Here is a 23422-nt window from a genome sequence, read left to right as displayed (position 1 = left end):
ATTGCTTGGGAGTGGCATGCCGGGATACAAGTCAGGATTAAGCCGTCGTCGTTTTTTACAGGGGGCGGGCGCAATGTGGTTAATGAGCGTCAGCCCGCTGGGTTTAGCGGCCGCCGCGCAGGTCGTCGCCGTACGCGTCTGGCCGTCGTCAACCTATACGCGCGTTACGGTAGAATCCAGTCATGTGCTGAAATATCGGCAGTTTGCGTTGAGCAATCCGGAACGGCTGGTGGTCGATCTGGAAGGCGTCAATCTTAACTCCGTGCTAAAAGGCATGGGGGCGAGTATTCGCGATGATGACCCTTATATTAAGTCCGCGCGCGTCGGCCAGTTTGATCCGCAAACCGTGCGCATGGTCTTTGAACTCAAGCAGAACATCAAACCGCAGCTCTTTGCCCTGGCGCCGGTGGCCGGCTTTAAGGAGCGTCTGGTGATGGATCTCTATCCTTCGACCGCCACCGATGTTCAGGATCCGCTGCTGGCGTTACTGGAAGATTACAACAAGGGCGATCTCGAACGTCAGGTCCCTCCTGCAGAAAGCGGGCCGAAGCCGGGTAAAGCCGGGCGCGACCGACCTATTGTGATCATGCTCGATCCGGGCCACGGCGGTGAAGACTCCGGCGCGATCGGCAAATACCATACCCGTGAGAAAGATGTGGTGCTGCAGATTGCCCGGCGGCTACGGGCGCTCATCGAAAAAGAGGGCAACATGCGGGCCTACATGACCCGCAATGAAGATGTCTTCATTCCGCTGAAGGTTCGCGTGGCCAAAGCGCAAAAGCAGCGCGCCGATCTGTTCGTGTCGATTCACGCCGATGCCTTCACCAGCCGACAGCCGCGAGGCTCATCGGTATTTGCCCTGTCGACCAAAGGCGCCACCAGTACCGCCGCAAAATTCCTCGCGCAGACCCAGAACGCCTCTGACCTGATCGGGGGCGTCAGCAAGAGCGGCGATCGCTATGTCGACCATACGATGTTCGATATGGTGCAGTCGCTGACCATCGCCGACAGCCTGAAGTTTGGTAAAGCGGTGCTGCAAAAAATGGGCAGAATCAATAATCTGCATAAAAATCAGGTGGAGCAGGCGGGCTTTGCGGTGCTGAAGGCGCCGGATATTCCGTCGATCCTGGTGGAGACGGCGTTTATCAGTAACGTAGAAGAAGAGCGTAAGCTGAAAACGGCGACCTTCCAGCAGCAGGTGGCTGAGTCGATTCTGGCGGGGATTAAAGCCTACTTCGCCGATGGCGCCACGCTGGCAAGGCGCGGATAATACGGGAGCGGGAGATGGCGCTACTGAAGAGCGCGCACGGCGGTAATACCCGGGAAGCCGCTGCGCTGCTGGGCATTGAGGCGCACCAGCTGCGGGATTTCAGCGCCAATATTAATCCTCTTGGCATGCCGGAAAGCGTCAGACGCGCGCTTATCGATAATCTGGCCCTGGCGGAGCGCTACCCTGACGTTGAATACCCGCAGTTGCACCTTGCGCTGGCGGAACACCACCGTATTTCCGCATCGTGGATCCTGGCAGGCAATGGCGAAACCGAATCCATTTTTACGCTCGTTCACGGGCTAAAGCCGCGCACGGCGATGGTGGTGAAACCCGGTTTTGCGGAATATCGCCGCGCGCTGCAGACGGTCGATTGCACTATCCTCGAGTTCGCGCTGCGTGAAGAGGATGGCTGGCAGTTGACCGACGCGATTCTCGAGGCGCTGACGCCAGAGCTGGACTGTTTGTTCCTCTGTACGCCCAATAATCCGACCGGCCTGCTGCCGGAGCGCCCGCTACTTGAGGCGATTGCCGCCCGCTGCCGGGACGCCGGTATCGCGCTGATTCTTGATGAAGCGTTTATCGATTTCATTCCTGACCAGCCGGGATTTATCCCCTTTCTGCAAAACAATCCGCATATCTGGGTGCTTCGCTCGCTGACCAAATTTTACGCCATTCCCGGCCTGCGTCTGGGCTACCTGGTTAACAGCGATGAACGGGCGGTGGCCCGACTGCGCGAGAAACAAATGCCGTGGTCGATCAACGCGTTTGCCGCTCTGGCGGGGGAAATAGCACTCAAGGATCGCGCCTATCAGCAGGCCACCTGGCGATGGCTGGCGCAGGAGGGAAGCCGGTTCTATCAGGCCCTCCGTCAGCTTCCCGGCCTGAGCGTCTATCCGGGGCGGGCGAACTATCTCTTTTTACGTTGCCATCTCCCGGAGCTCGATCTGCAGCAGGCGTTGCTGCAGCAGCATATCTTGATTCGCAGCTGCGCTAACTATCCGGGACTGGGAAACGGTTATTACCGCGTAGCGATTCGCAGCCCTGAGGAGAATCAACTGCTGCTTACGGCGCTCTGCGCCATCCTTGCCGCCCCCCTCTGACTGCACAAGCGACCGGCTTCTCCGTATGGCATAATAGGCCGCCTGTTGCTTCAGATACCCGGTCTGACGAGCGTCCGGATGCAGCCGCAGGATAACCAACAGGTGCAAGGGAAGGGGGTGAAACGCCTCCGCAGCCCCCGCTGCTGTGATGCTGACGACCCCGTAAATACCACCGGCCGCGAATCCGGGAAGGGCGGGCGAGGATGACGCTAAGCCAGAAAACCTGCCTGTCGGTCATTACCAACAACTTCGGTGGGAAGTGGGTTGCTCAGATGCGTGCCGTCGCAAGACGGCGTCAGGCGCACCTTTACACCCCGACCACCCTGAACAGGAACAGGGTATGGCGGTACGACTCCATTCATCCATTGGCGCCCGCTGGCGGGCGGCAACGAGGCCCTGGCAATGACGTTACTTGCCTGGTGCGTGGCCTGGATTCTCGATTTTTTCATCGGCGACCCGCCGCGCTGGCCGCATCCGGTACGCTGGATCGGCAATCTCATCACCTTGACTCAACGTATCGTACGCCGGTATTGCCATAGCGACCGTGCGCTGCGCGTTGGCGGCGCGCTGATGTGGCTGACGGTGGTTGGCCTGACCTGGCTCCTCTCCTGGAGCCTACTGAAACTGGCGGCAAGCCTCCATCCCTGGCTGGGCTGGGGAGTTGAAGTGTGGATGATCTTTACGCTCCTGGCCGGGCGCTGCCTTGCGGATTCCGCCCGGGAAGTCGAACGTCCGCTGCGCGCGGGCGATGTGGCGCTCAGCCGGGAAAAGCTCTCCTGGATTGTCGGGCGCGAAACCGCGCAGCTCCAACCTGAACAGATCAATCGCGCGGTGGTGGAGACGGTTGCAGAAAACACCGTCGATGGCATTATTGCGCCGCTGTTCTTCCTGCTGCTGGGCGGCGCGCCGCTGGCGATGGCCTATAAAGCGGTCAACACCCTCGACTCCATGGTGGGGTATAAACATGAAAAATACCGCGCCATTGGTATGGTCAGCGCCCGCCTTGATGATGTGGCGAACTGTATTCCCGCGCGTCTGAGCTGGCTGCTGTTCAGCCTTGCGGCGTGGTTATGTCGCTACGACGCCGCGGGCGCCCTGCGTATCGGCTGGCGCGATCGCTATCAGCACAGCAGCCCCAATTGCGCGTGGTCGGAAGCCAGCGTCGCCGGCGCGTTAGGCATCCGGCTCGGCGGCCCGAATGACTATTTTGGCCAGCGGGTGGACAAACCCTGGATTGGCGACGCCGTACGCGATATTTCGCCCGAGGATATTCCCCGTGCCCTGCGCCTGATGTGGGTCGCCTCGACGCTGGCGCTGGTGATGTTTATGGCCGCACGGTATCTATGGACAGGGATGGCCTGAGGAGAAATCCGCATCACCTTCTGGCAGCGGGGCAGTGGCAACATAACAGAACAGGATGGGAAAATAATGCGAGAAAACGCGAACGAGGAGGCCTCATGACGCAGGCAATTATGTTGCAGGGGACGGCGTCCGATGTCGGTAAAAGCGTGCTGGTGGCCGGTTTATGCCGCATTTTCTATCAGGATGGCCGGCGTACGGCGCCGTTTAAATCGCAGAATATGGCGCTCAATTCGGGGATCACGGCGGACGGCAAAGAGATGGGCCGGGCGCAGATCTTTCAGGCCGAGGCCGCCGGTATCGAACCCGACGTGCGGATGAACCCTGTCTTGCTGAAACCCACCAGCGACCTGAAAGCTCAGGTGGTGCTGATGGGCAAAGTGGCGACGAATATGGATGCGGTGAGTTACCACGAGTATAAACCGCGCCTGCGCGAACAGATCCTCTCGGTCTATCGCAGCCTGGCGCAGGAGTATGATGTGCTGGTCCTGGAAGGGGCCGGTAGCCCGGCGGAGATCAACCTGCGCGATCGCGATATCGTCAATATGGGGATGGCGGAGATGGCGCAGTGCCCGGTGATCCTGGTTGCCGATATCGACAGAGGGGGCGTCTTTGCCGCGATCTACGGGACGCTGGCGCTGCTTGAGGAGCAGGAGCGCGCCCGGGTGAAAGGGGTGATTATCAATAAATTCCGCGGCGACATTGCGCTGCTCTATTCCGGAATCGAACAGATCGAAGCATTAACCGGCGTCCCCGTACTGGGAGTACTGCCGTGGCTGGAGGTCGATCTGGAGGATGAGGATAGCGTGGCGCTGCAGAAAGGGAAGTATCTGAGCACCGCGAAGCGCGAGATCGACATCGCGGTCGTTCAGCTTCCCCATACCTCAAACTTCACCGATTTCAACGCGCTGGCGGCGCAGCCGGATGTCCGCGTGCGCTACGTGCGGCACCCGCAGGAGCTGGCGCAGGCCGATCTGGTTATCCTGCCCGGCAGTAAAAATACGCTGGGCGATCTGCTGTGGCTGCGCGACTCTGGGATGGCGGCGGGCGTCTTGCAGGCACGTCAGCAGGGGATTCCGCTGTTGGGGATCTGCGGCGGCTATCAAATGCTGGGTGAGACGATTGTCGATGAGGTGGAATCCGGCCTGGGGACGCAGCCCGGCCTCGGTCTGCTCAATACCGTGACGCAGTTTGCCCGACATAAAACCACCACTCAGGTCGACGCGACAATGGCGAGCGCGCTGCCGGACTGGCTGGCGGGCGCGTCTGCCCTGCGGGTGCGAGGTTACGAAATTCATATGGGGGAAACGACCCTTAACGGGAGCTGCCGTCCGTTGATGCAGCTGGAGAAAGATGGCGAGCTGGTGGCGGATGGCGCAATGACGGATGATGGACTCGTATTCGGGACTTATCTGCACGGCCTGTTCGACAGCGATGATTTCACCCGCGCGCTGGTCAACGGCCTGCGTCGGCGCAAAGGGCTGGATGCGCTGGATACCGCCCTTCACTATGCGCAATACAAATCGCAACAGTTCGATATCCTGGCCGCCGCCATGCGCCAGCATATTGATATCGAAAAGATTTATCACATCATGCAGCAGCATCAGGAGCCATCATGCTGATTCTGGTTACCGGCGGTGCCCGCAGCGGGAAAAGCCGCCACGCCGAGGCGCTCGTCGCCGATTCACCGCAGGTTTTGTATCTCGCGACCTCGCAAATCGTGGATGACGAAATGGCGCAGCGGATCCAGCATCACCGCGATGGCCGCCCGGCGCACTGGCGCACCGTCGAACGCTGGCACCATCTCGATGAGGTTATTACGCCGCGTAACGACCCGCAAGAAGCCGTGCTGCTGGAGTGTATGACGACCATGGTGACCAACATGCTGTTTGCTCAGGGGGGCGAGATCTCTCCGGACGACTGGGATTATGCGGCAATGGAGCGGATGATAGACGATGAGATTCATTCGCTGATTGTGGCGTGCCAGCGCTGCCCGGCAAAAGTGGTGCTGGTCACCAATGAAGTGGGGATGGGGATTGTCCCGGAAAACCGCCTTGCGCGGCATTTTCGCGATATTGCCGGCCGGGTTAACCAGCGCCTGGCGGCGGCGGCAGATGAGGTCTGGCTGGTGGTATCAGGTATTGGAGTCAAAATTAAATGATCAAATTATTCTGGGCAACGCTCTCTTTTCTCAGCCGCTTACCGGTGCCGGATCGTTGGTCTCAGGGGCTTGAGATCGATCGGTATGTCCGGGGGATCGTCACTTTTCCGCTGGTCGGGGCGCTGCTGGGAGGTTTGAGCGGGCTGGTATTTCTTGCCGTTCAGTCCTGGTGCGGTCTTCCGCTTGCGGCGCTGTTTTGCATTTTAGCGCTGGCGCTGCTGACCGGTGGTTTTCACCTCGATGGCCTCGCCGATACCTGCGACGGCGTCTTTTCCGCCCGTCGTCGGGAACGGATGCTGGAGATTATGCGTGACAGCCGACTGGGGACCCATGGCGGGCTGGCGCTTATTTTTGTTTTACTGGCAAAAGTGCTGGTTGTCAGCGAGCTGGCGCTGCGTGGAACGTCGGTGCTGGCCGCGCTGGCGGCCGCCTGTGCCGCCGGGCGTGGCGTCGCCGTGCTGCTGATGTACCGCCATCGCTACGCCCGCGAAGAAGGACTGGGTAACGTATTTATCGGCAAAGTGAGCGGCCGACAAACCTGCGTGACGCTAGGGTTAGCGGTAATTATCGCCGCCATGCTGCTGCCTGGCATGCACGGCGTGGCGGCGTTGGGGATCACCATGGTGGCCATTTTTATCCTCGGACAGCTGCTGAAACGTACGTTGGGTGGGCAAACCGGTGACACGCTCGGGGCGGCGATTGAACTGGGCGAGCTGGTTTTCCTGTTGGCTCTGCTATGAGTCAGGCTACGCGATAAGTTGTAGCGGGCGATGGGGCATCGCGCGCCATGTCTGCTCCGCAAGGGGAGGCGATGGCGCGTCTGGCATCATGCGGGCAAGAAAAGGCGCGTATTGATGCGGACAGGGAGAAATCGCGCCGGATTGGCGCCGGGTCAGTCTGTCAGAGAGGGCGGGGCATTGCGCTGGCGCGACCGTACGCGGTGCGCAGAAACAAAAAAACACCCGTCAGGGTGTTCATTGTGTTGGTTGCGGGGGCCGGATTTGAACCGACGACCTTCGGGTTATGAGCCCGACGAGCTACCAGGCTGCTCCACCCCGCGTCCGTCTTTACTCTTCATCGAGTAAATTATGCATCAGATTTTAAATTGGTTGCGGGGGCCGGATTTGAACCGACGACCTTCGGGTTATGAGCCCGACGAGCTACCAGGCTGCTCCACCCCGCGTCCGTCTTTACTCTTCATCGAGTAAATTATGCATCAGATTTTAAATTGGTTGCGGGGGCCGGATTTGAACCGACGACCTTCGGGTTATGAGCCCGACGAGCTACCAGGCTGCTCCACCCCGCGTCCGTCTTTACTCTTCCATCGAGTAAAGCTTACTGCTATCTGATTTTAATTGGTTGCGGGGGCCGGATTTGAACCGACGACCTTCGGGTTATGAGCCCGACGAGCTACCAGGCTGCTCCACCCCGCGTCCGTGGAAGCGCACTATACTCCGCTCGCGTTTTGATGCAACCCTTTTTCAGTAAAATCATCAAATTTGTAATAAACGGTGTATAAAGAACCATTTTCGGCTTGTTTTTTGAGCAAGATTGTATTTGTGGTGCTTTCGCGCATTTCAATAGCCCTGGGGGTTTGTTATCTTCCCTCATCACGAACCGCGACTAAGCAGCATAAAGAAGAGATACCATGAAAGGATGTTGGGCAAAGTATATAGCGACAGGAGCAATGCTGGCGATGCTCGCCGCCTGTTCCTCAAAACCGACCGATCGCGGTCAGCAGTATAATGAAGGGAAGTTGACCCAACCGTTCTCTTTGGTTAACCAGCCTGATGCGGTTGGTTCGCCAATTAACGCCGGGGACTTCTCCGAGCAGGTCCGTCAGATTCGCAGCGCCTCACCGCGCCTTTATAATAGCCAGAGCAACGTCTATAACGCGCTGCAGGAGTGGCTGCGCGCCGGTGGCGATACCCGCACTCTGAGCCAGTTCGGCATTGATGCCTGGCAGATGCAGGGCGCCGATAGCTATGGCAACGTTCAGTTCACCGGTTACTACACTCCGGTGGTGCAGGCGCGCCATACTCGCCAGGGCGAATTCCAGTACCCGATTTATCGCATGCCGCCGAAGCGCGGTAAGCTGCCGTCCCGCGCCAGCATTTATGCCGGCGCCCTGAGCGACGACTATATTCTGGCCTACAGCAACTCGCTGATGGACAACTTTATTATGGACGTGCAGGGCAGCGGCTATATTGATTTTGGCGACGGCTCTCCGCTGAACTTCTTTAGCTATGCCGGGAAAAATGGCTGGTCATATCGCAGCATTGGTAAAGTCCTGATAGATCGCGGTGAAGTGAAGAAAGAAGATATGTCGATGCAGGCGATCCGTGAATGGGGTGAGAAACACAGTGAAGCCGAAGTTCGCGAGCTGCTTGAACAGAACCCGTCGTTCGTCTTCTTTAAACCACAGTCTTTTGCCCCGGTAAAAGGCGCCAGCGCGGTGCCACTGATTGGTCGTGCCTCGGTGGCTTCCGACCGCAGTATTATTCCGCCGGGAACGACCTTGCTGGCGGAAGTGCCTCTGCTGGATAATAGCGGCAAGTTTAACGGGCAGTACGAGCTGCGTCTGATGGTCGCGCTGGATGTGGGTGGGGCGATTAAAGGCCAGCACTTTGATATCTACCAGGGGATCGGAGCAGACGCCGGTCATCGTGCCGGTTGGTATAACCACTATGGTCGCGTCTGGGTGTTGAAAAATGCGCCGGGCGCCGGTAACGTCTTTAGCGGTTAACGCGCTACCGTCTGATAGTTAGTCGCCCGGAGCGGCGCAACGCGCCGTCTCCGGGGTCGCCTGGCGGTCGCATTGATCTTTTATTCGCACTATGGGGCTTGCGCTGGCAGGCCCCGATGCATTCTGAGGTTTTATGTCTGTTGTAATCAGCGATGCCTGGCGTCAACGCTTTGGCGGCACGGCGCGTTTATATGGTGAAAAAGCGCTGCAATGTTTTGCCGATGCGCATGTTTGCGTCGTCGGTATCGGCGGCGTGGGCTCCTGGGCGGCGGAAGCGCTGGCAAGAACCGGAATTGGCGCGATTACCCTGATTGATATGGATGATGTCTGCGTCACTAACACTAACCGACAGGTTCATGCCCTGGGGGGCAACGTCGGGCTGGCGAAAGCCGAAGTGATGGCCGAGCGTATTCGCCTGATTAACCCCGAGTGTCGGGTAACGGTCGTGGACGATTTTGTCACGCCGGAAAACGTTGCTGAGTATCTCGGCGTCGGCTTCAGCTATGTGATCGATGCGATTGACAGCGTACGTCCCAAGGCGGCGTTAATCGCGTATTGTCGCCGTTATAAGGTGCCGCTGGTAACCACCGGCGGCGCGGGCGGGCAAATCGACCCGACGCAGATTCAGGTCGCCGATCTGGCGAAAACCATCCAGGATCCGCTGGCGGCAAAGCTGCGCGAGCGGTTGAAGAGTCAGTTCGGGGTGGTGAAGAACAGCAAAGGTAAGCTTGGCGTGGATTGCGTTTTTTCCACCGAAGCGCTGGTCTATCCGCAGGCCGACGGCAGCGTTTGCGCCATGAAGAGCACTGCCGAGGGCCCGAAACGGATGGATTGCGCCTCCGGATTTGGCGCCGCGACGATGGTCACCGCGACCTTCGGTTTTGTCGCCGTGTCCCATGCGCTGAAGAAAATGCTGGCGAAGGCGGAGCGTGAAGCGGCTTCTGCCGGGTAATTCTCCCGGGCGGCGAACTCCTTGCCCGGCTACGATACGGCGCTGACTGTAGCCCCGGTCAGCGCAGCGCCACCGGGGGAGGTTAAAAGAGAAATTAAGCCTCGCGAGCGGCGGCGAGCACCGCTTCGCTCAGCGCGCTCAGTCCCTGGCTGCGCGAGGCGCTCAGCTGACCGCGCAGCCCCAGCTCATCAAACAGCGTCAGCGGATCCTGAGCCAGCAGCTCGGCGGCGCTTTTCCCTTCTACCGCCGTGAGCAGCACCGCCAGCATACCGCGCACAATCCGGCCTTCGCTATCGCCGAAGAAGTGCAGCTTACCGTCAGCATCAACGGTATAGCCCAGCCAGACGCGGTTTTCACATCCGGCAATCTCTTTGGCCCGTTCTTTCAGGTCATCCGACAGCGCAGGCAGCCGCTTACCCAATAAAATCAGCTGGCGGTATTTATCTTCCCACTGGCTGAGCGGAATAAACGTCTGGCGTAAGGTCTCTTCGGTGATGCTGGTACCAAAAGGATGAGAAGTCGTCATTAATCCACCAGTATTTCCAGAGCGCGGTCAACGGCATGCACCAGCGCGTAAACATCATCCTGAGTATTATAGGGGGCAAACGAGGCGCGCAAGGTACCGCTAACGCCCAGTGCCGCCAGCAGCGGTTGGGCGCAGTGCTGTCCGGCACGCAGCGCAATACCCGACTCCGCCAACAGGGTTACCATGTCGCTGTGATGTACTCCGGCGAAGTCAAACGCCAGCAGGCTGGACTCCTGACAGCGGAAGGAACGAAAGCCAGGCCGCTTCGCCAGCTCATCTTCCGCCAGCGTCGCCAGGCTACGGCTCCAGCTTTCGGCCAGGGCGATATCGGTCTCCTCCAGCCACTCCAGCGCGGCGCTCAGGCCAATGACGCCAGCAATATTTGGCGTCCCGGCTTCCAGGCGATAGGGAACCGGCTGAGTGGCAAACCCCGCGAAGGTGACCTCGGTAATCATTTTGCCGCCGCCGAGCCAGGGCGACATGGCATCCAGCAGCGCGCTTTTGCCGTACAGCGCGCCAATACCCGTTGGTCCGTACAGCTTATGGCCGGAAAACGCATAAAAATCGATGTCCAGCCGCTGAACGTCGGCGGGAAAATGAACCGCCCCCTGAGCACCGTCAACCATCACCACCATACCGGCGTCATGCGCATGGCGGATTGCCGTCGCCAGGTCCGGGCAGCCGCCGGTCACGTTGGACATCTGGCCGATGGCCAGCAGCCGACTGCGCGGCGTAATAAGAGAAGGCAGAAGGGCGACGTCGGGCAGGCGATCGGCAGCGACGGGCAGCTTCACGATCCGGGCGCCGGTTTGCTCTGCGACCATCAGCCAGGGAACCAGGTTGGCATGGTGCTCCGCTTCACTGACGATGATTTCATCGCCGGGCCGCAGGCGCGGGCGAAGATAGCTCTGCGCCACCATATTGATGGCTTCGGTGGTGCCGCGCGTCCAGACGATATCTTTCGCGGACGGGGCATTGAGCAGCGCCGCCACGCGCTCGCGGGCATTTTCATAGCGTTCAGTCAGGCGCTGTGCGGCGGCAAACTGGCTACGATGAACGTTGCCTGCGCTGAGGCGGTAAAACTGGTCGCTGGCGTCGATGACGGCGAGCGGCTTCAGCGCAGTCGCTGCGCTATCAAGGTAAACGCCGGCATCGGCCAGCGCAGGAAACTGGGCGCGAAAGTGAGCAGGATTGAATGCGTTCATGGAATTCCTCGTTGCAATACGACGATCGTCGCGCAATTTAGTCATCAGGGCAAGGCTGGCGAAAGGAAGAGAGGAGGAGATTCAGGTCAGCGCGGCGGCAGACAGGCAAAAAAAAGCACCGCATGTTGCGGTGCTACATTAAATCACTATGGACAGACAGGGTAAATGTACAGGAAGTGAAAAGGGTAGCTTTACTACCATGGTCTGCAAACACAGACCAATTGCAAACACAACAACACAACATCACAACCGTAAGCCAAAAGCTTGTTGGAACACGCATTCCAAAAAAAGCTCTTCGTTCCGGCTCAGGAAGTGCCGCCACTATAGGTATTTGCTGGTAGAACCTCAACGGACAAATTATAATGGCTCAGATAAAAAAAACTAATAGGTTAACTGTTGTTTCCTGTTTGTTAAAACGCCTTAACATCTAAGCCAGAATAACCATGTCAAAGCGATTACCGCCCCTGAATGCATTACGTGTTTTTGATGCAGCCGCACGTCACTTAAGCTTCACTCGCGCAGCAGATGAGCTTTTTGTGACGCAGGCCGCAGTAAGTCACCAAATCAAGTCACTAGAGGATTTTCTAGGGCTGAAGCTGTTTCGCCGCCGCAATCGATCGCTGCTGCTGACGGAAGAAGGCCAGAGCTATTTTCAGGATATTAAAGAGATTTTTTCGCAGCTGACCGAGGCGACGCGTAAACTACAGGCCCGAAGCGCGAAAGGGGCCTTAACGGTGAGTTTACTGCCCAGTTTTGCGATCCAGTGGCTGGTGCCGCGACTCTCAAGCTTTAACTCAGCTTATCCGGGGATTGATGTCAGAATCCAGGCCGTGGACCGTCAGGAGGACAAACTGGCGGATGACGTCGACGTGGCGATTTTCTATGGCCGCGGCAACTGGCCAGGTCTGCGCGTCGAAAAATTGTACGCCGAATATCTGCTGCCCGTCTGTTCTCCGGCACTGCTGACCGGTGACAAGGCATTGAAAACACCTGCGGATCTGGCGCAACATACGCTGTTGCACGATGCTTCCCGCCGCGACTGGCAAACTTATACCCGTCAGCTTGGTCTAAGCCATATTAATGTGCAGCAGGGGCCTATTTTCAGCCACAGCGCGATGGTGCTGCAGGCGGCTATTCACGGGCAAGGTGTCGCCCTGGCCAATAATGTGATGTCCCAGTCCGAAATCGAGGCCGGCCGGTTGGTCTGCCCGTTTAATGATGTTCTGGTCAGTAAGAATGCGTTTTATCTCGTTTGTCATGACAGTCAGGCTGAACTGGGTAAAATAGCCGCCTTCCGGCAATGGATACTGGCGAAAGCGGCGAGCGAACAAGAAAAATTTCGTTTTCGTTACGAACAATAAATGATTGTAGGGTAAAAACATGACCAGCCGATTTATGCTGATATTTGCCGCGATAAGCGGTTTCGTCTTTGTTGCTCTGGGCGCCTTTGGCGCGCATGTATTAAGCCGGTCGTTAGGCGCGGCGGAAATGGCCTGGATTCATACCGGGCTTGAGTACCAGGCCTTCCATACGCTGGCTATTTTTGGTCTGGCGGTGGCGATGCAGCGCCGTATCAGTATCTGGTTCTACTGGAGTAGCGTCTTTATGGCGCTCGGTACCGTTTTGTTCAGCGGCAGTCTCTACTGCCTGGCGCTGTCGCATTTACGCCTGTGGGCGTTCGTGACGCCGGTCGGAGGCGTGAGCTTCCTCGCCGGTTGGGTTTTAATGTTAATTGGTGCAATTCGTCTGAAACGTAAGGGCGTTGTTCATGAATAAGGTTGTCCTCTATTGTCGCCCCGGGTTTGAGAAGGAGTGCGCAGCAGAAATTACTGATAAGGCCTCCCGCCTTGAGGTGTTTGGTTTTGCCCGAGTGAAAGAAGACTCTGGCTATGTCATTTTTGAATGCTATCAGATGGAAGATGGTGACAAACTGGTGCGTGAACTGCCGTTCAGCTCGCTGGTTTTCGCCCGTCAGATGTTTGTGGCCGGCGAACTGCTGCGCGACCTGCCGCCGGAAGATCGCATCACGCCGATTGTCGGGATGCTGCAGGGCGTGGTCGAGAAGGGCGGCGATCTGCGGGTGGAAGTGGCCGATACCAATGAAAGCAAAGAGCTGATGAAGTTCTGCCGTAAACTGACGGTTCCGCTGCGCGCGGCGCTGCGTGAAGCGGGCGTGCTCACCAACTATGAAACGCCGAAGCGTCCGGTGGTGCATGTGTTCTTTATTGCCCCCGGCTGCTGCTATACCGGTTACTCGTACACCACCAACAACTCGCCGTTCTATATGGGGATCCCGCGTCTGAAGTTCCCGTCTGATGCGCCGAGCCGTTCTACGCTGAAGCTGGAAGAGGCGTTTCACGTCTTTATCCCGGCAGATGAGTGGGATGAGCGTCTGGGCAACGGGATGTATGCGGTGGATCTGGGGGCCTGCCCCGGCGGCTGGACCTATCAGCTGGTGAAACGCAATATGTGGGTCTCCTCCGTGGATAACGGCCCGATGGCGCAGAGTCTGATGGATACCGGGCAGGTGACCTGGCTGCGTGAAGATGGCTTCAAGTATCGGCCAACGCGCAACAACATCTCGTGGATGGTGTGCGATATGGTGGAGAAACCGGCGAAAGTAGCGGCGCTGATGGCGCAGTGGCTGGTGAACGGCTGGTGCCGGGAAACCATCTTTAACCTTAAGCTGCCGATGAAAAAGCGCTATGAGGAGCTGTCGCGCAACCTTGCCTATATCCAGGAACAGCTGGATGAACACGGGATTAATGCCCAGATCCAGGCGCGTCAGTTGTATCACGATCGTGAAGAGGTGACCGTTCACGTCCGTCGCCTGTGGGCGGCCGTTGGCGGTCGCCGCGACGAACGCTAAGCTCGCGTCGTGTCCCGGATAACGGCAGCGTTATCCGGGTTCTCTTGTCCCGCCGGTTATTTTGCCGCTATCTGCGCGTCAGAAAGAATGTGTGTCACATCATCCAGATGACCAATCCTGGCCTCCCCCGAACGATTAAACTTACTTTTGTCGATCAGCAGTAGCGATTGCGCCGCGCGTTTGAGCAGCAGCGATTTAAAATCGGCGTTCACCGTATTTGAATCCCACAGCGCGCCGTGGCTATCGATACCTTCGCAGGAAAAAATAAACAGATCGATCTCCAGCGATTTGAGCTGTGAGATCAGCGAAGGGCTGACGTAGCAGCCATATTTGCGCTGGAGCGTGCCGCCGGAGCAGGTGAGCTGAATGTTTTCGCGTTTGCTCAGCTCCTGGCAAATCGGCTGGCTGTTGGTGAAGACGTGCAGGTTGATATCCGGCAGCTGGCGGGCCAGATACCAGCAGGTGGAGCTGGCGTCGAGGGCAATCACCATCCCTTCGTCAATCCAGGCCAGGGCGCCGCGGGCGATATCCGCTTTATGGGCATAGTGGCTTTTGAGGCGAATATGGAAAGGATCGCCGCTGTCCTGGCTTTCCCGATGAATGATTTTGACCCGACCGTGGTTACGCAGCACTTTTCCCCGCGACTGCAGCTCGCTCAGATCGCGACGAATCGTCTCTTTACTGACGTTGAGCTGTAGCGATAAGGCTTCCGTCGTCAGGCTGCTATGGTTGATCAGCAGGTCTATTATCGCTTGCTGGCGTGCCGCTTTCATGTTCTCACCCTGTCATTCGATGAGCGTCCGCATCAGGCGGACGCTCCGGCATGAGATTACGGCGTTACCCCTTTTTTTAAAAGAATATTCCCGTACTTAGCGCGTTCGCCTGTGATAACGATCGCAAAGGCTTTTTGCGCCCGCTCATAGAAGGCAAAGCGGTCGATACGGACGATATCCGGACATGGACTCTGTGGTGAGAGGGCGTCGCGATAGCGCATTTCCACCTGCGGGTCGAGCGTATCGCCTTCGACCGCCGCCATCATGACCAGCGGCGGCGCATAGCTGTCGAGCTCAAACAGCGGAATTACCGCGCGTAAGAGATCGCTCACCTGCAGGCCATCGGCGCGCAGCACCTGTGGCCCGACGCTGTGGGCCGGGAAGTGCGCATCAGAAAAAATAATCTCATCCCCGTGACCCATCTCGGCGAGGACCTTGAGGAGTTGAGGGGAAATGAGCGGAGAGATTGTTTTTAACATTTCATACTCCCTCTGACAGTTCGGGTTCGGTTTGCGGGTAGAAGTAGCGGTACTGATAGTGGACCTGCGATCGGGCCTGCCCGGCGCTGGCAAACTCGCCGGCGCCAGACCAGGCGTACATCGCAGCCCCTGACACGGTGGTTTCGGCGTCATCCAGCACCTTAATCGGTATATCGAGCATGTTGGCTTTGATTTGATTCCACAGCACATTGCGACTGCCGCCGCCGACCAGCAGCAGTTCTCTGGCCTTAAAATGGCCGATATTTTCCAGAGTGCGCAGGTTATTTTTCAGCTGGCTGGTTAACCCCTCCAGCGCCGCGCGATAAAAATGGCCGCGGGTCGTATTGAGCGTGACGCCTTGCCAGCCCGCATGCTGGCAGGCCAGCAGGTCGCACTGCATCTTCACGCCTTCTGCGCCGGCGGGAATCAACCGCGCCTCATCAATCAGCGTTTGCCAGGGCGTTTGGGGCGTCCAGAGCAGCTGACGAACCCACTCCAGCACCCCGGAGGCCAGCCACTGCATCCCGGGATTGCTCAGCCCGGCCAGACTGTCCAGCTCGCAGGTTGAGCTGGGATACTGACTGAGCAAGGCGGTGTTGACCTCGCCGCTACGTACCATCAGGATTTCCCAGGTACCGGAGGAGAGCACCGGTTCATCCTGCTGAGCACCGGCGCCAAACAGCGCAAACTGCGTATCGTGGCCGGCGGAGAACACCGGCAGGCCGGCGGGAAGCCCCAGCTGTGCAGCGGCATCGTGGCGCAGCGAACCTATCCTGTCGCCCGCTTCGACCAGCGTCGGGAACAGACGACGCGGTATCCCGGTAGCCTCCAGAATCTCGGGGCTGAAATCCCGCCGATGAATATCCAGCATCTGGCTGGTGCCCGCCATGGTGATATCGGTCGTGAAGGCGCCGGTTAAACGGTGATTGATCAACGAGGAGATAAACAGCCAGGCGTGGGCCTTTGCCAGCAGCTGCGGGTGATGCTCTTTCAGCCACACCAGTTTATACAGGGTATTGAAGCTGAATGCCCCGACGCCGGAGATCTCCTGCAGGCGCTGCGGGGCGATCAGCTGTCCGATGTTCTCCATCACTGCGAGCGTGCGCGGGCATTTCCAGCTGATCGTCGGGTAGAGCAGCGTGCCGTGCTCATCGACCAGCGCGCCGTCAACGCCAAAGGTGGTCACCGTGATGCCGCGAATCCGGCACGCGGCCAGTTCGGCCGAGAGGCGCTGACAGCAGTCGGCGAAGCGTTGCAGAATAGCCTCCAGCGACCACTGGTGCCACGCGGGGTTCTCCGCGGCGCGCTCACTGGCGTTGGCGGTTGAGGCCCGGGCGACAATTTTACCCTGACGATCGACAGCGATAACCCGCACGTTGGTGGCGCCGCAGTCGAGGACGAGGATGACTTCATTTTTCATATTAACTCCATAAACGTCGCCGGATGGCGCTGCGCTTATCCGGCCTACGGCTGACGTGCCCGTAGGCCCGGTAAGCTTGCGCCACCGGGCAAAGCCATTAACGTTTATACAGCGGGCCGTAGTTCTGACAGGCGCGGTAGTCCTGGCCTTCCGTGTCCATGCCGTGGGCGGACCAGCTGGACGGACGGTAGATTTTGCCCTCTTCCACGTTATGCATGCAGACCGGGATCCGCAGCATGGCCGCCAGGGTAATAAAGTCAGCGCCGACGTGGCCGATAGTCAGCACGCCATGGTTAGCCCCCCAGTTGGCCATCACCGAATAGACGTCGGCAAACGGGCCTTTGCCGGTGAGGCGCGGGGCAAACCAGGTGGTGGGCCACGTGGAGTTGGTGCGGGCATCCAGCTGGTCGTGCATCGCTTTTGGCAGCTCGACGCTCCAGCCTTCGGCTATTTGCAGCACCGGTCCCAGACCTTTGATGATGTTGACCCGGGTCATGGTAAACGGCACGCCGCCTTCGGTCAGGAAGCGTGAGGAGTAGCCGCCGCCGCGGAAGTATTCATGAATCGCCGGACACCATTCGGTTGCCGCCAGGCAGGCATCCGCCTCTTTCTGCGAAATCTCCCAGTGCGGTTTTATCGTTGGTTTGCCCTCTTCATCCCGCTGTTTGCAGGAACCGTCCAGCGCGGCGGAGCCCGAGTTAATCAGGTGAATAATGCCATGTTCCGCCAGCCCGGTGAGCGGCTGGCCGGTCACGCGCTCAACCGCGTCCGGCGACCAGTAGGTGCGCACATCGGCAAATACCTGCGCGGTACCGGTCAACTGGTGGCCCATCAGCATCGCTACCCCGTTGAGGCTGTCGTTCTCGGTAGCGACGACAAAAGGCTCACGTACGCCGTTCCAGTCGAAGGAGCTGTTGAGCAGCGCCTCGGCGGTGTCGCCGTTCGGATATTGATCGGTCCAGTGGCGCTGACCCTGGAAGCCGGCGGCGATGGCGTTGTAGCCCAGCGACTCCTCGACCAGCCCTTTTTCTGCCAGTTTCTTGTTGCCCTGCATCATGTCGCGAATACACATCGCCATCAGCAGGCTCTCTTTTAGCACCGCGCGGCTCTGTTCTTCATCGCGCTTATAGTGCTGCGCGTTCTGGTCCTCGCCGTAGCGGAAGTTTTTATCCGCCCAGGCCAGCGCCATTTCCAGCTCGACTTCATCATAGATTTTCTGGTCGATACGGCGGCGCAGTTCGGTCATATCAACCGCCTGGACCTTCATCCCCAGCCAGGACTCAAAGAAGTTATGGTCGACGATGGAGCCAGCGATGCCCATCGAAACCCCACCCACGGAGAGATAGCTTTTCCCTTTCATGCTGGCAACGGCGAGCCCGGCGCGGGCAAAACGCAGCAGTTTTTCCTCAACGTCGGCCGGGATGGTGGTGTCGTCGGCATCCTGGACATCATGGCCGTAGATCGAGAACGCCGGGATCCCTTTCTGACTGTGGGCGGCCAGCGCGGCGGCCAGATAGACGGCGCCGGGGCGCTCCGTGCCGTTAAATCCCCAGATGGCCTTCGGGCGCAGCGGATCCATGTCGATGGTTTCGCTGCCGTAGCACCAGCAAGGAGTCACGGTGATCGTCACGCCGACGTTCTGGCTGCTGAACTTCTCCTCGCAGGCGGCGGATTCCGCCATGCCGGCGATGCAGGTGTCGGCAATCACGCACTCAATCTGCGCGCCGCTGGCATGACGGAGTTTCTCGCTAATCAGCGCGGCGGTGGCTTTTGCCATATTCATGGTCTGCTCTTCCAGCGACTCGCGTACTCCCATACGACGTCCGTCAATCACCGGGCGAATACCAATTTTGGGTAAGCTGATTCTTTTCATTACAGACTCCTCACGTTATTCGGAAAATGTTCAGTTCGTTACCGCTTGTGAGCGGAAACGGGCAAAAATAAAGATGATGGCAAAGCACAGTGCCGGAACCAGTTCTGCGGTGGGGATGTTGCCGGCGGCATCGCTGACAAAGCCCATCACCGGCGTGACGATCCCGCCGCCAATAATGGTCATGACGATAAACGACGATCCGTATTTGGTGTCCTGTCCCAGGCTCTTGATCCCCAAAGAGAAAATGGTCGGGTACTGAATGGACATGAACGCGCTGCACAGCGTCAGGGCCAGCAGGCCGATATGCCCGCCGCTCAGGGCGGAGATCAGGCACAGCGCCATCGACAGCAGGGCGTAGGCGGCAAGGACTTTATGCGGGGCAAAGCGGCTGATAAGCCAGGTCCCGCTAAAGCGGCCAATAAAGAAGCACACCATCGTGCCGGTCAGGTAGTTGGCGGCGAAACCTGGGGTCATGCCGGGAATCTCTTCAATGGCGTAGCGGATCAGATAGCTCCAGCAGGCGGTTTGCGCGCCGACGTAGCAGAACTGCGCCAGTACCGCCCAGCGCCAGTGGCGAATGCGGGCGAGGCGGCTGAATGAGGCCACGAAGGAGCTGGGTTCGCTTTCACTGTGGTCGTCGCTTTGCAGAGCCGGAAATTTTGTCAGCATAATCAGCAGAGCGACCAGCAGCACCACGGCGACGATAATCATGTACGGGGTCTGGACCGACAGGACCAGGCTGTGTTTATAGGCGCTGAGCTGGTCAGGCGCCATTTTATCGAGCACCTCCGGAGATTGATGTGGCACATGAGACAAAATAAGACTTTGCCCAAATACAACTGCAATAATGGCGCCGAAAGAGTTAAAGGTTTGCGCCAGATTAAGACGGAAGTGACCACCGCTTTCCGGGCCTAATACCGTGACGAAAGGGTTTGCTGCCGTTTCAAGACACCCGAGACCGGCGGCAATAATAAAAAGCCCGATGAGAAATAACGTATAATTCATGATTTCAGCAGCGGGCCAGAATAGCGCAGCGCCGAAAGCATACAAAAATAACCCGGTAATGATCCCGGCTTTATAGCTGAGTTTCTTCATCAGTATTCCGGCGGGGATCGGAATGACAAAGTAGCCAAAATAAAATGCCGACTGAATCAGACCAGCCTGGAAGTTGGTTAATGTAAAGGCCTGTTGAAACTGGGGCAGTAAAATATCATTGAGATTATTGGCGACAGCCCAAAGAAAAAATAATGAGCACAGCAAGGCGAATGGAATAATGTAGCGCTGACGTTGACCGACATCCACCGCGCGAAAACTCTGCGTTTGTATTGTTGTATTTCCCATAGCATCCTCATCAGTTAAGAAGCGTGTTCAGCATCTCAGGCGTGCGGTTGGTATGACTCACCAGACCGGCAACCGGGTGAGTTCCTGTGCCGACGTCCTCGTTATTCTCATCCCGCCGCGAGAGCGTCTCTTGAATAATTAGGGGGGTGTGAATGAACTCATGAGGTCATTTTCAAATAAAAAAGGTCTTTTAATATGATAACGGTCACACTTCACCCAATAACGGTGGTTTTATGTGATTGCTATCACTTTAATTTCTGTAAAACAATGACCGTTTGAGTGAAATTAATTTAAAAGCCACAGGATGGTTGCCCGATTTAATTTATTGTGGTGAAAACGGTCAGTTGTTAAATGACAAGCTAAATTGCCCGTTTAGAACGAGAAAAATAATAACGGTCATTTTTCACGGCTGAAAAATATTGCGGCCTGATTAAACCAGGGAAATTAATTGATGGCGGTCACAGAATACGTGAATGTAAATTCCTTTCTGATTATTCAATATGATGATAGCCAGTAAATATAAAACTGACTCAACAGGGCCGGAATGCAACGCGAAAGCGCTTCTGTTGGCCCGGTGTTGAATCGCTGAGAGAGGTAAATAAATGGAACGGAACAGACTGGCGCGGCAGATTATTGATACCTGCCTGGAAATGACCCGACTGGGGCTGAATCAGGGCACCGCCGGGAACGTGAGCGTGCGTTATGACGGGGGGATGTTGATTACGCCGACGGGGATTCCTTATGAAAAACTCACTGAATCTCACATCGTGTGGATCGATGCCAACGGCCAGCACGAGCAGGGGAAACTGCCGTCGAGCGAGTGGCGTTTTCATCTAGCCGCCTACCAGACCCGGCCCGATGCGCAGGCCGTGGTGCATAATCACGCGGTGCACTGCACGGCGGTGTCGATCCTCAATCGCCCGATCCCGGCGATCCACTACATGATTGCCGCTGCCGGGGGGAACTCCATTCCCTGTGCGCCGTACGCCACCTTTGGGACTCGCGAACTGTCAGAGTTTGTCGCCGTGGCGTTAAAGCATCGCAAAGCGACGCTGCTGCAGCACCATGGCCTGATTGCCTGTGAAGAGAATCTGGAAAAAGCGCTGTGGCTGGCGCATGAAGTCGAGGTTCTGGCTCAACTCTATCTCAGTACCCTGGCGATCGTCGATCCTGTACCGGTGCTGGACGACGAGGCCATTGCCATCGTACTGGAAAAATTCAAAACCTATGGGTTACGTATCGAAGAGTGATTCGCAAAGCGAGCGGGAGGCGACGATGGCGAACAGAATGATTTTAAACGAGACGGCATGGTTCGGTCGGGGAGCGGTGGCGGCATTAACCGATGAAGTGACCCGTCGGGGATATCGCAAGGCGCTGATAGTGACGGATAACAATCTGGCGCAATGCGGCGTGGTCGACAAGGTGACGCGCAGGATGGATGACGCGGGCCTGGCCTGGGAGATATTTTCCGGCGCGATCCCTAATCCGACGATTGCCGTGGTGCAGGAGGGGCTCGGAGCGTTTCAACGCAGCGGCGCCGACTACCTGATCGCGATTGGCGGCGGTTCGCCGCAGGATACCTGTAAGGCGATCGGCATTATCCACGCTAACCCGGAGTTTGCCGACGTGCGTAGCCTGGAAGGGCTATCGCCGACCCGCAATCCGGGGGTACCGATCATGGCCATTCCGACCACCGCAGGAACCGCGGCGGAAGTGACCATTAACTATGTGATAACCGATGAAGCGCAGCGGCGTAAATTCGTCTGCGTCGACCCGCATGATATCCCTCAGGTGGCCTTTATCGATGCCGATATGATGGACGGCATGCCGCCGGCGTTAAAAGCTGCGACCGGCGTGGATGCGTTGACCCATGCGATTGAAGGCTACATCACCCGGGCGGCATGGGCGCTGACCGATGCGCTACATATTAAAGCCATTGAGGTGATTGCCGGCGCGTTGCGAGATTCGGTAGCCGGCGATAGTCAGGCAGGCGAAGCGATGGCGCTGGGGCAGTACATTGCCGGCATGGGGTTTTCCAACGTCGGGCTGGGGCTGGTGCACGGTATGGCGCATCCTTTAGGGGCGTTTTACAACACCCCGCACGGCGTGGCGAATGCGATTTTGTTACCCCACGTGATGCGCTACAACGCCGACTTCAGCGGCGAGAAGTTCCGCGATATCGCTCGCGCAATGGGGGAGAACGTGGATGGCGTGAGTCTGGAGCAGGCGCGCCAGTCCGCCGTTGATGCCGTCTTCCGTCTTAACCGCGATGTCGGTATTCCCCCAAATCTGCGTGACGTTGGGGTACGTAAAGAGGATATTCCGGCGCTGGCACAGGCGGCTTTTGCTGATGTCTGTACCGGGGGGAACCCCCGTGAGGCCAGCCTGGAGGAGATCATGACCCTGTATCATACTGCGTGGTAGTGCCTCATGCACAGGGCGATGCCAGCGTCGCCCTGTCGGTTTGTTTATGCCTGAGGGGCCAGCCGCAGCTGCTGTAAATTGCCGTCGAGCTGTAAATCGGTCTGCAGGCGGGCTATCTCGCGGCAGGTAAAGGCCATCTCTTTATGCTCTTCCAGTTTTTTACGCCATTTTTCAGGCACCTTAGCCAGCTGAGCATAGATGCCCTCCAGATCCTGATACTCCGTTAACAGCTGCGCCGCGCTCTTTGGGCCAATCCCCGCCACGCCCGGAACTTTTGAACTGCTGATCCCCGCCAGCCCCCAGTAATCAGGCAGCTGCTCCGGCGTGACGCCGAACTCTTTGGCGATGAAAGGGGCGTCCAACCAGCGTTTCTGAAAGTAGTCGCGGATCAGAATCGTCGGCGACAGCAGCTGGCAATAGCCTTTATCGGTAGAGACGATCGTCGCCTGATGTCCGGCATGGGCGACTTTGATTGCCAGCGTGGCGGCGAGGTCGTCCGCTTCGTTGCCCGCTAAAGCCCAGCAGCGGATCCCGCGTTGCTCAAAGGCCGCGCGCAGGGCGGGCATTTCGGCTTCGAGGGTTTCCGGCATGGGCGCGCGCCCGGCTTTGTATTCCGGCAGGCGCTGGTGTCGCCAGCCGTGGGCGCGATCTTCGTCATCAAAAACCGCCACGGCATGGGTTGGCTGGCTATGAACGATGAGCTGCTCCAGCGCGTGCAGGCAGGTGTCAACGCAGGGGGACCCCTGCACCGCATGAATGCGGCGGATCAGATTGAGTGCGTCGACAATTAACAGATGAACGGCCACAGATACCTCCTGGCGAGCCTGTCGAAACAGGCCCTTATTCACAGAACCTTAAGGGTATCATTGCCGTGGCGGAGAGGCTATCGGCACGGGGAGATTCGGGAAGATGCGCCGCAAAGAG

The 23422-nt window shown here is 58.0% G+C and carries 21 protein-coding genes, 4 tRNA genes and 1 riboswitch; of the genes, 13 read left to right on the top strand and 12 right to left on the bottom strand.

Annotation, left to right across the window (positions count from 1 at the left end; genetic code table 11):
- Window positions 1-16 precede the first annotated feature (16 nt).
- The 6 genes from amiC (at window position 17) to cobS (ending at window position 6630) form a co-directional block, all read left to right on the top strand.
- The gene (gene amiC / locus BV390_RS09435; RefSeq protein ID WP_032690903.1) at window positions 17-1270 is read left to right on the top strand and encodes an N-acetylmuramoyl-L-alanine amidase AmiC; all 1254 of its coding nucleotides are present in this window, start codon (window positions 17-19) and stop codon (window positions 1268-1270) included.
- 14 nt (window positions 1271-1284) lie between these two features.
- Entirely contained in the window at window positions 1285-2370 is a 1086-nt protein-coding gene (gene cobD / locus BV390_RS09430) for a threonine-phosphate decarboxylase CobD (protein WP_085396856.1), read from the top strand.
- Window positions 2371-2453: 83 nt separating this feature from the next.
- Window positions 2454-2615: riboswitch (cobalamin riboswitch) on the top strand.
- Between the two features lie 157 nt (window positions 2616-2772).
- Window positions 2773-3732 (top strand): adenosylcobinamide-phosphate synthase CbiB, encoded by a 960-nt coding sequence (gene cbiB / locus BV390_RS09425; protein ID WP_032698867.1) that lies wholly within the window; start codon window positions 2773-2775, stop codon window positions 3730-3732.
- A 95-nt stretch (window positions 3733-3827) separates the two neighbouring features.
- Complete coding sequence (locus BV390_RS09420; protein WP_032690906.1) at window positions 3828-5351, top strand: cobyric acid synthase; 1524 nt, start codon at window positions 3828-3830, stop codon at window positions 5349-5351.
- A complete protein-coding gene (gene cobU, locus BV390_RS09415) occupies window positions 5345-5890 on the top strand; it encodes a bifunctional adenosylcobinamide kinase/adenosylcobinamide-phosphate guanylyltransferase (RefSeq protein WP_032690907.1) in 546 nt (181 codons plus the stop codon). Before BV390_RS09420 ends, cobU begins: the two co-directional genes overlap by 7 nt.
- Window positions 5887-6630 carry an adenosylcobinamide-GDP ribazoletransferase gene (gene cobS, locus BV390_RS09410; RefSeq protein ID WP_032696739.1) on the top strand — a complete coding sequence of 248 codons (744 nt, stop codon included), beginning with the start codon at window positions 5887-5889 and terminating at the stop codon, window positions 6628-6630. The genes cobU and cobS overlap by 4 nt, the downstream gene beginning before the upstream one ends.
- A gap of 243 nt (window positions 6631-6873) precedes the next feature.
- Here the strand turns inward: cobS and BV390_RS09405 are convergent.
- From BV390_RS09405 to BV390_RS09390, 4 genes are all read right to left on the bottom strand, one after another.
- A tRNA-Met gene (locus BV390_RS09405) sits at window positions 6874-6950 on the bottom strand.
- Window positions 6951-6996: 46 nt separating this feature from the next.
- Window positions 6997-7073, bottom strand: a tRNA-Met gene (locus BV390_RS09400).
- A gap of 46 nt (window positions 7074-7119) precedes the next feature.
- A tRNA-Met gene (locus tag BV390_RS09395) sits at window positions 7120-7196 on the bottom strand.
- A gap of 50 nt (window positions 7197-7246) precedes the next feature.
- Window positions 7247-7323 (bottom strand) — tRNA-Met (locus BV390_RS09390).
- Window positions 7324-7538: 215 nt separating this feature from the next.
- On the opposite strand from BV390_RS09390, the gene mltA reads away from it, so the two are divergent.
- Window positions 7539-8636 (top strand): murein transglycosylase A, encoded by a 1098-nt coding sequence (mltA, locus tag BV390_RS09385; RefSeq protein ID WP_032690915.1) that lies wholly within the window; start codon window positions 7539-7541, stop codon window positions 8634-8636.
- A 133-nt stretch (window positions 8637-8769) separates the two neighbouring features.
- Entirely contained in the window at window positions 8770-9588 is an 819-nt protein-coding gene (tcdA, locus tag BV390_RS09380) for a tRNA cyclic N6-threonylcarbamoyladenosine(37) synthase TcdA (protein ID WP_032690916.1), read from the top strand.
- 94 nt (window positions 9589-9682) lie between these two features.
- Here the strand turns inward: tcdA and csdE are convergent, their stop codons facing one another.
- On the bottom strand, window positions 9683-10114 hold the full coding sequence (csdE, locus tag BV390_RS09375; RefSeq protein WP_032690917.1) for a cysteine desulfurase sulfur acceptor subunit CsdE: 432 nt from the start codon (window positions 10112-10114) through the stop codon (window positions 9683-9685).
- Window positions 10114-11319 (bottom strand): cysteine desulfurase CsdA, encoded by a 1206-nt coding sequence (gene csdA, locus BV390_RS09370; protein WP_064793921.1) that lies wholly within the window; start codon window positions 11317-11319, stop codon window positions 10114-10116. The genes csdE and csdA overlap by 1 nt, the downstream gene beginning before the upstream one ends.
- 443 nt (window positions 11320-11762) lie before the next feature.
- Between csdA and gcvA the strand changes: the two genes are divergently transcribed.
- Genes gcvA through rlmM form a run of 3 tightly spaced genes read left to right on the top strand, consistent with a single transcriptional unit; the run spans window position 11763 to window position 14188 of the window.
- A complete protein-coding gene (gene gcvA / locus BV390_RS09365; RefSeq protein ID WP_015585849.1) occupies window positions 11763-12680 on the top strand; it encodes a glycine cleavage system transcriptional regulator GcvA in 918 nt (305 codons plus the stop codon).
- 19 nt (window positions 12681-12699) lie between these two features.
- The gene (locus tag BV390_RS09360) at window positions 12700-13095 is read left to right on the top strand and encodes a DUF423 domain-containing protein (protein ID WP_032690919.1); all 396 of its coding nucleotides are present in this window, start codon (window positions 12700-12702) and stop codon (window positions 13093-13095) included.
- Window positions 13088-14188: a 23S rRNA (cytidine(2498)-2'-O)-methyltransferase RlmM gene (gene rlmM / locus BV390_RS09355; RefSeq protein WP_004867036.1), complete on the top strand. Its 1101-nt coding sequence runs from the start codon at window positions 13088-13090 to the stop codon at window positions 14186-14188. Before BV390_RS09360 ends, rlmM begins: the two co-directional genes overlap by 8 nt.
- Window positions 14189-14244: 56 nt before the next feature.
- Here rlmM and fucR read toward each other — a convergent pair whose 3' ends face one another.
- The 5 genes from fucR to fucP form a co-directional block, all read right to left on the bottom strand.
- Window positions 14245-14961 (bottom strand): L-fucose operon activator, encoded by a 717-nt coding sequence (fucR, locus tag BV390_RS09350; protein ID WP_032690920.1) that lies wholly within the window; start codon window positions 14959-14961, stop codon window positions 14245-14247.
- 56 nt (window positions 14962-15017) lie between these two features.
- Entirely contained in the window at window positions 15018-15440 is a 423-nt protein-coding gene (gene fucU, locus BV390_RS09345; RefSeq protein WP_049266565.1) for an L-fucose mutarotase, read from the bottom strand.
- 1 nt (window position 15441) lies between these two features.
- A complete protein-coding gene (gene fucK / locus BV390_RS09340) occupies window positions 15442-16860 on the bottom strand; it encodes an L-fuculokinase (protein ID WP_085396855.1) in 1419 nt (472 codons plus the stop codon).
- Between the two features lie 97 nt (window positions 16861-16957).
- Window positions 16958-18733, bottom strand: coding sequence for an L-fucose isomerase (gene fucI / locus BV390_RS09335; protein ID WP_032690923.1), 1776 nt, complete (start codon window positions 18731-18733; stop codon window positions 16958-16960).
- Window positions 18734-18763: 30 nt separating this feature from the next.
- A complete protein-coding gene (gene fucP, locus BV390_RS09330) occupies window positions 18764-20074 on the bottom strand; it encodes an L-fucose:H+ symporter permease (RefSeq protein ID WP_032690924.1) in 1311 nt (436 codons plus the stop codon).
- A gap of 602 nt (window positions 20075-20676) precedes the next feature.
- Between fucP and fucA the strand changes: the two genes are divergently transcribed.
- Both fucA and fucO read left to right on the top strand, forming a co-directional pair.
- On the top strand, window positions 20677-21324 hold the full coding sequence (gene fucA, locus BV390_RS09325; protein ID WP_032690925.1) for an L-fuculose-phosphate aldolase: 648 nt from the start codon (window positions 20677-20679) through the stop codon (window positions 21322-21324).
- A 25-nt stretch (window positions 21325-21349) separates the two neighbouring features.
- Window positions 21350-22498 (top strand): lactaldehyde reductase, encoded by a 1149-nt coding sequence (fucO, locus tag BV390_RS09320; protein ID WP_032690926.1) that lies wholly within the window; start codon window positions 21350-21352, stop codon window positions 22496-22498.
- Between the two features lie 44 nt (window positions 22499-22542).
- Here the strand turns inward: fucO and xni are convergent, their stop codons facing one another.
- Window positions 22543-23304, bottom strand: coding sequence for a flap endonuclease Xni (gene xni, locus BV390_RS09315; RefSeq protein ID WP_032690927.1), 762 nt, complete (start codon window positions 23302-23304; stop codon window positions 22543-22545).
- Window positions 23305-23422 lie beyond the last annotated feature (118 nt).

The organism is Klebsiella sp. YJ, assembly GCF_002108615.1.
Classification (GTDB): domain Bacteria; phylum Pseudomonadota; class Gammaproteobacteria; order Enterobacterales; family Enterobacteriaceae; genus Klebsiella; species Klebsiella planticola.
The sequence above is the reverse complement of the archived record's forward strand: the minus strand, read 5'-3'. Positions and strand labels throughout refer to the sequence as shown.

Coding starts and splice junctions, on each gene's coding strand:
- csdA (WP_064793921.1), bottom strand. CDS start 11,319: ATGAACGCATTCAATCCTGCTCACTTTCGCGCCCAGTTTCCTGCGCTG.
- cobD (WP_085396856.1), top strand. CDS start 1,285: ATGGCGCTACTGAAGAGCGCGCACGGCGGTAATACCCGGGAAGCCGCT.
- amiC (WP_032690903.1), top strand. CDS start 17: ATGCCGGGATACAAGTCAGGATTAAGCCGTCGTCGTTTTTTACAGGGG.
- fucI (WP_032690923.1), bottom strand. CDS start 18,733: ATGAAAAGAATCAGCTTACCCAAAATTGGTATTCGCCCGGTGATTGAC.
- fucA (WP_032690925.1), top strand. CDS start 20,677: ATGGAACGGAACAGACTGGCGCGGCAGATTATTGATACCTGCCTGGAA.
- fucU (WP_049266565.1), bottom strand. CDS start 15,440: ATGTTAAAAACAATCTCTCCGCTCATTTCCCCTCAACTCCTCAAGGTC.
- cobU (WP_032690907.1), top strand. CDS start 5,345: ATGCTGATTCTGGTTACCGGCGGTGCCCGCAGCGGGAAAAGCCGCCAC.
- cbiB (WP_032698867.1), top strand. CDS start 2,773: ATGACGTTACTTGCCTGGTGCGTGGCCTGGATTCTCGATTTTTTCATC.
- mltA (WP_032690915.1), top strand. CDS start 7,539: ATGAAAGGATGTTGGGCAAAGTATATAGCGACAGGAGCAATGCTGGCG.
- fucK (WP_085396855.1), bottom strand. CDS start 16,860: ATGAAAAATGAAGTCATCCTCGTCCTCGACTGCGGCGCCACCAACGTG.
- csdE (WP_032690917.1), bottom strand. CDS start 10,114: ATGACGACTTCTCATCCTTTTGGTACCAGCATCACCGAAGAGACCTTA.
- BV390_RS09420 (WP_032690906.1), top strand. CDS start 3,828: ATGACGCAGGCAATTATGTTGCAGGGGACGGCGTCCGATGTCGGTAAA.
- tcdA (WP_032690916.1), top strand. CDS start 8,770: ATGTCTGTTGTAATCAGCGATGCCTGGCGTCAACGCTTTGGCGGCACG.
- BV390_RS09360 (WP_032690919.1), top strand. CDS start 12,700: ATGACCAGCCGATTTATGCTGATATTTGCCGCGATAAGCGGTTTCGTC.
- rlmM (WP_004867036.1), top strand. CDS start 13,088: ATGAATAAGGTTGTCCTCTATTGTCGCCCCGGGTTTGAGAAGGAGTGC.
- fucR (WP_032690920.1), bottom strand. CDS start 14,961: ATGAAAGCGGCACGCCAGCAAGCGATAATAGACCTGCTGATCAACCAT.
- gcvA (WP_015585849.1), top strand. CDS start 11,763: ATGTCAAAGCGATTACCGCCCCTGAATGCATTACGTGTTTTTGATGCA.
- cobS (WP_032696739.1), top strand. CDS start 5,887: ATGATCAAATTATTCTGGGCAACGCTCTCTTTTCTCAGCCGCTTACCG.
- fucP (WP_032690924.1), bottom strand. CDS start 20,074: ATGGGAAATACAACAATACAAACGCAGAGTTTTCGCGCGGTGGATGTC.
- fucO (WP_032690926.1), top strand. CDS start 21,350: ATGGCGAACAGAATGATTTTAAACGAGACGGCATGGTTCGGTCGGGGA.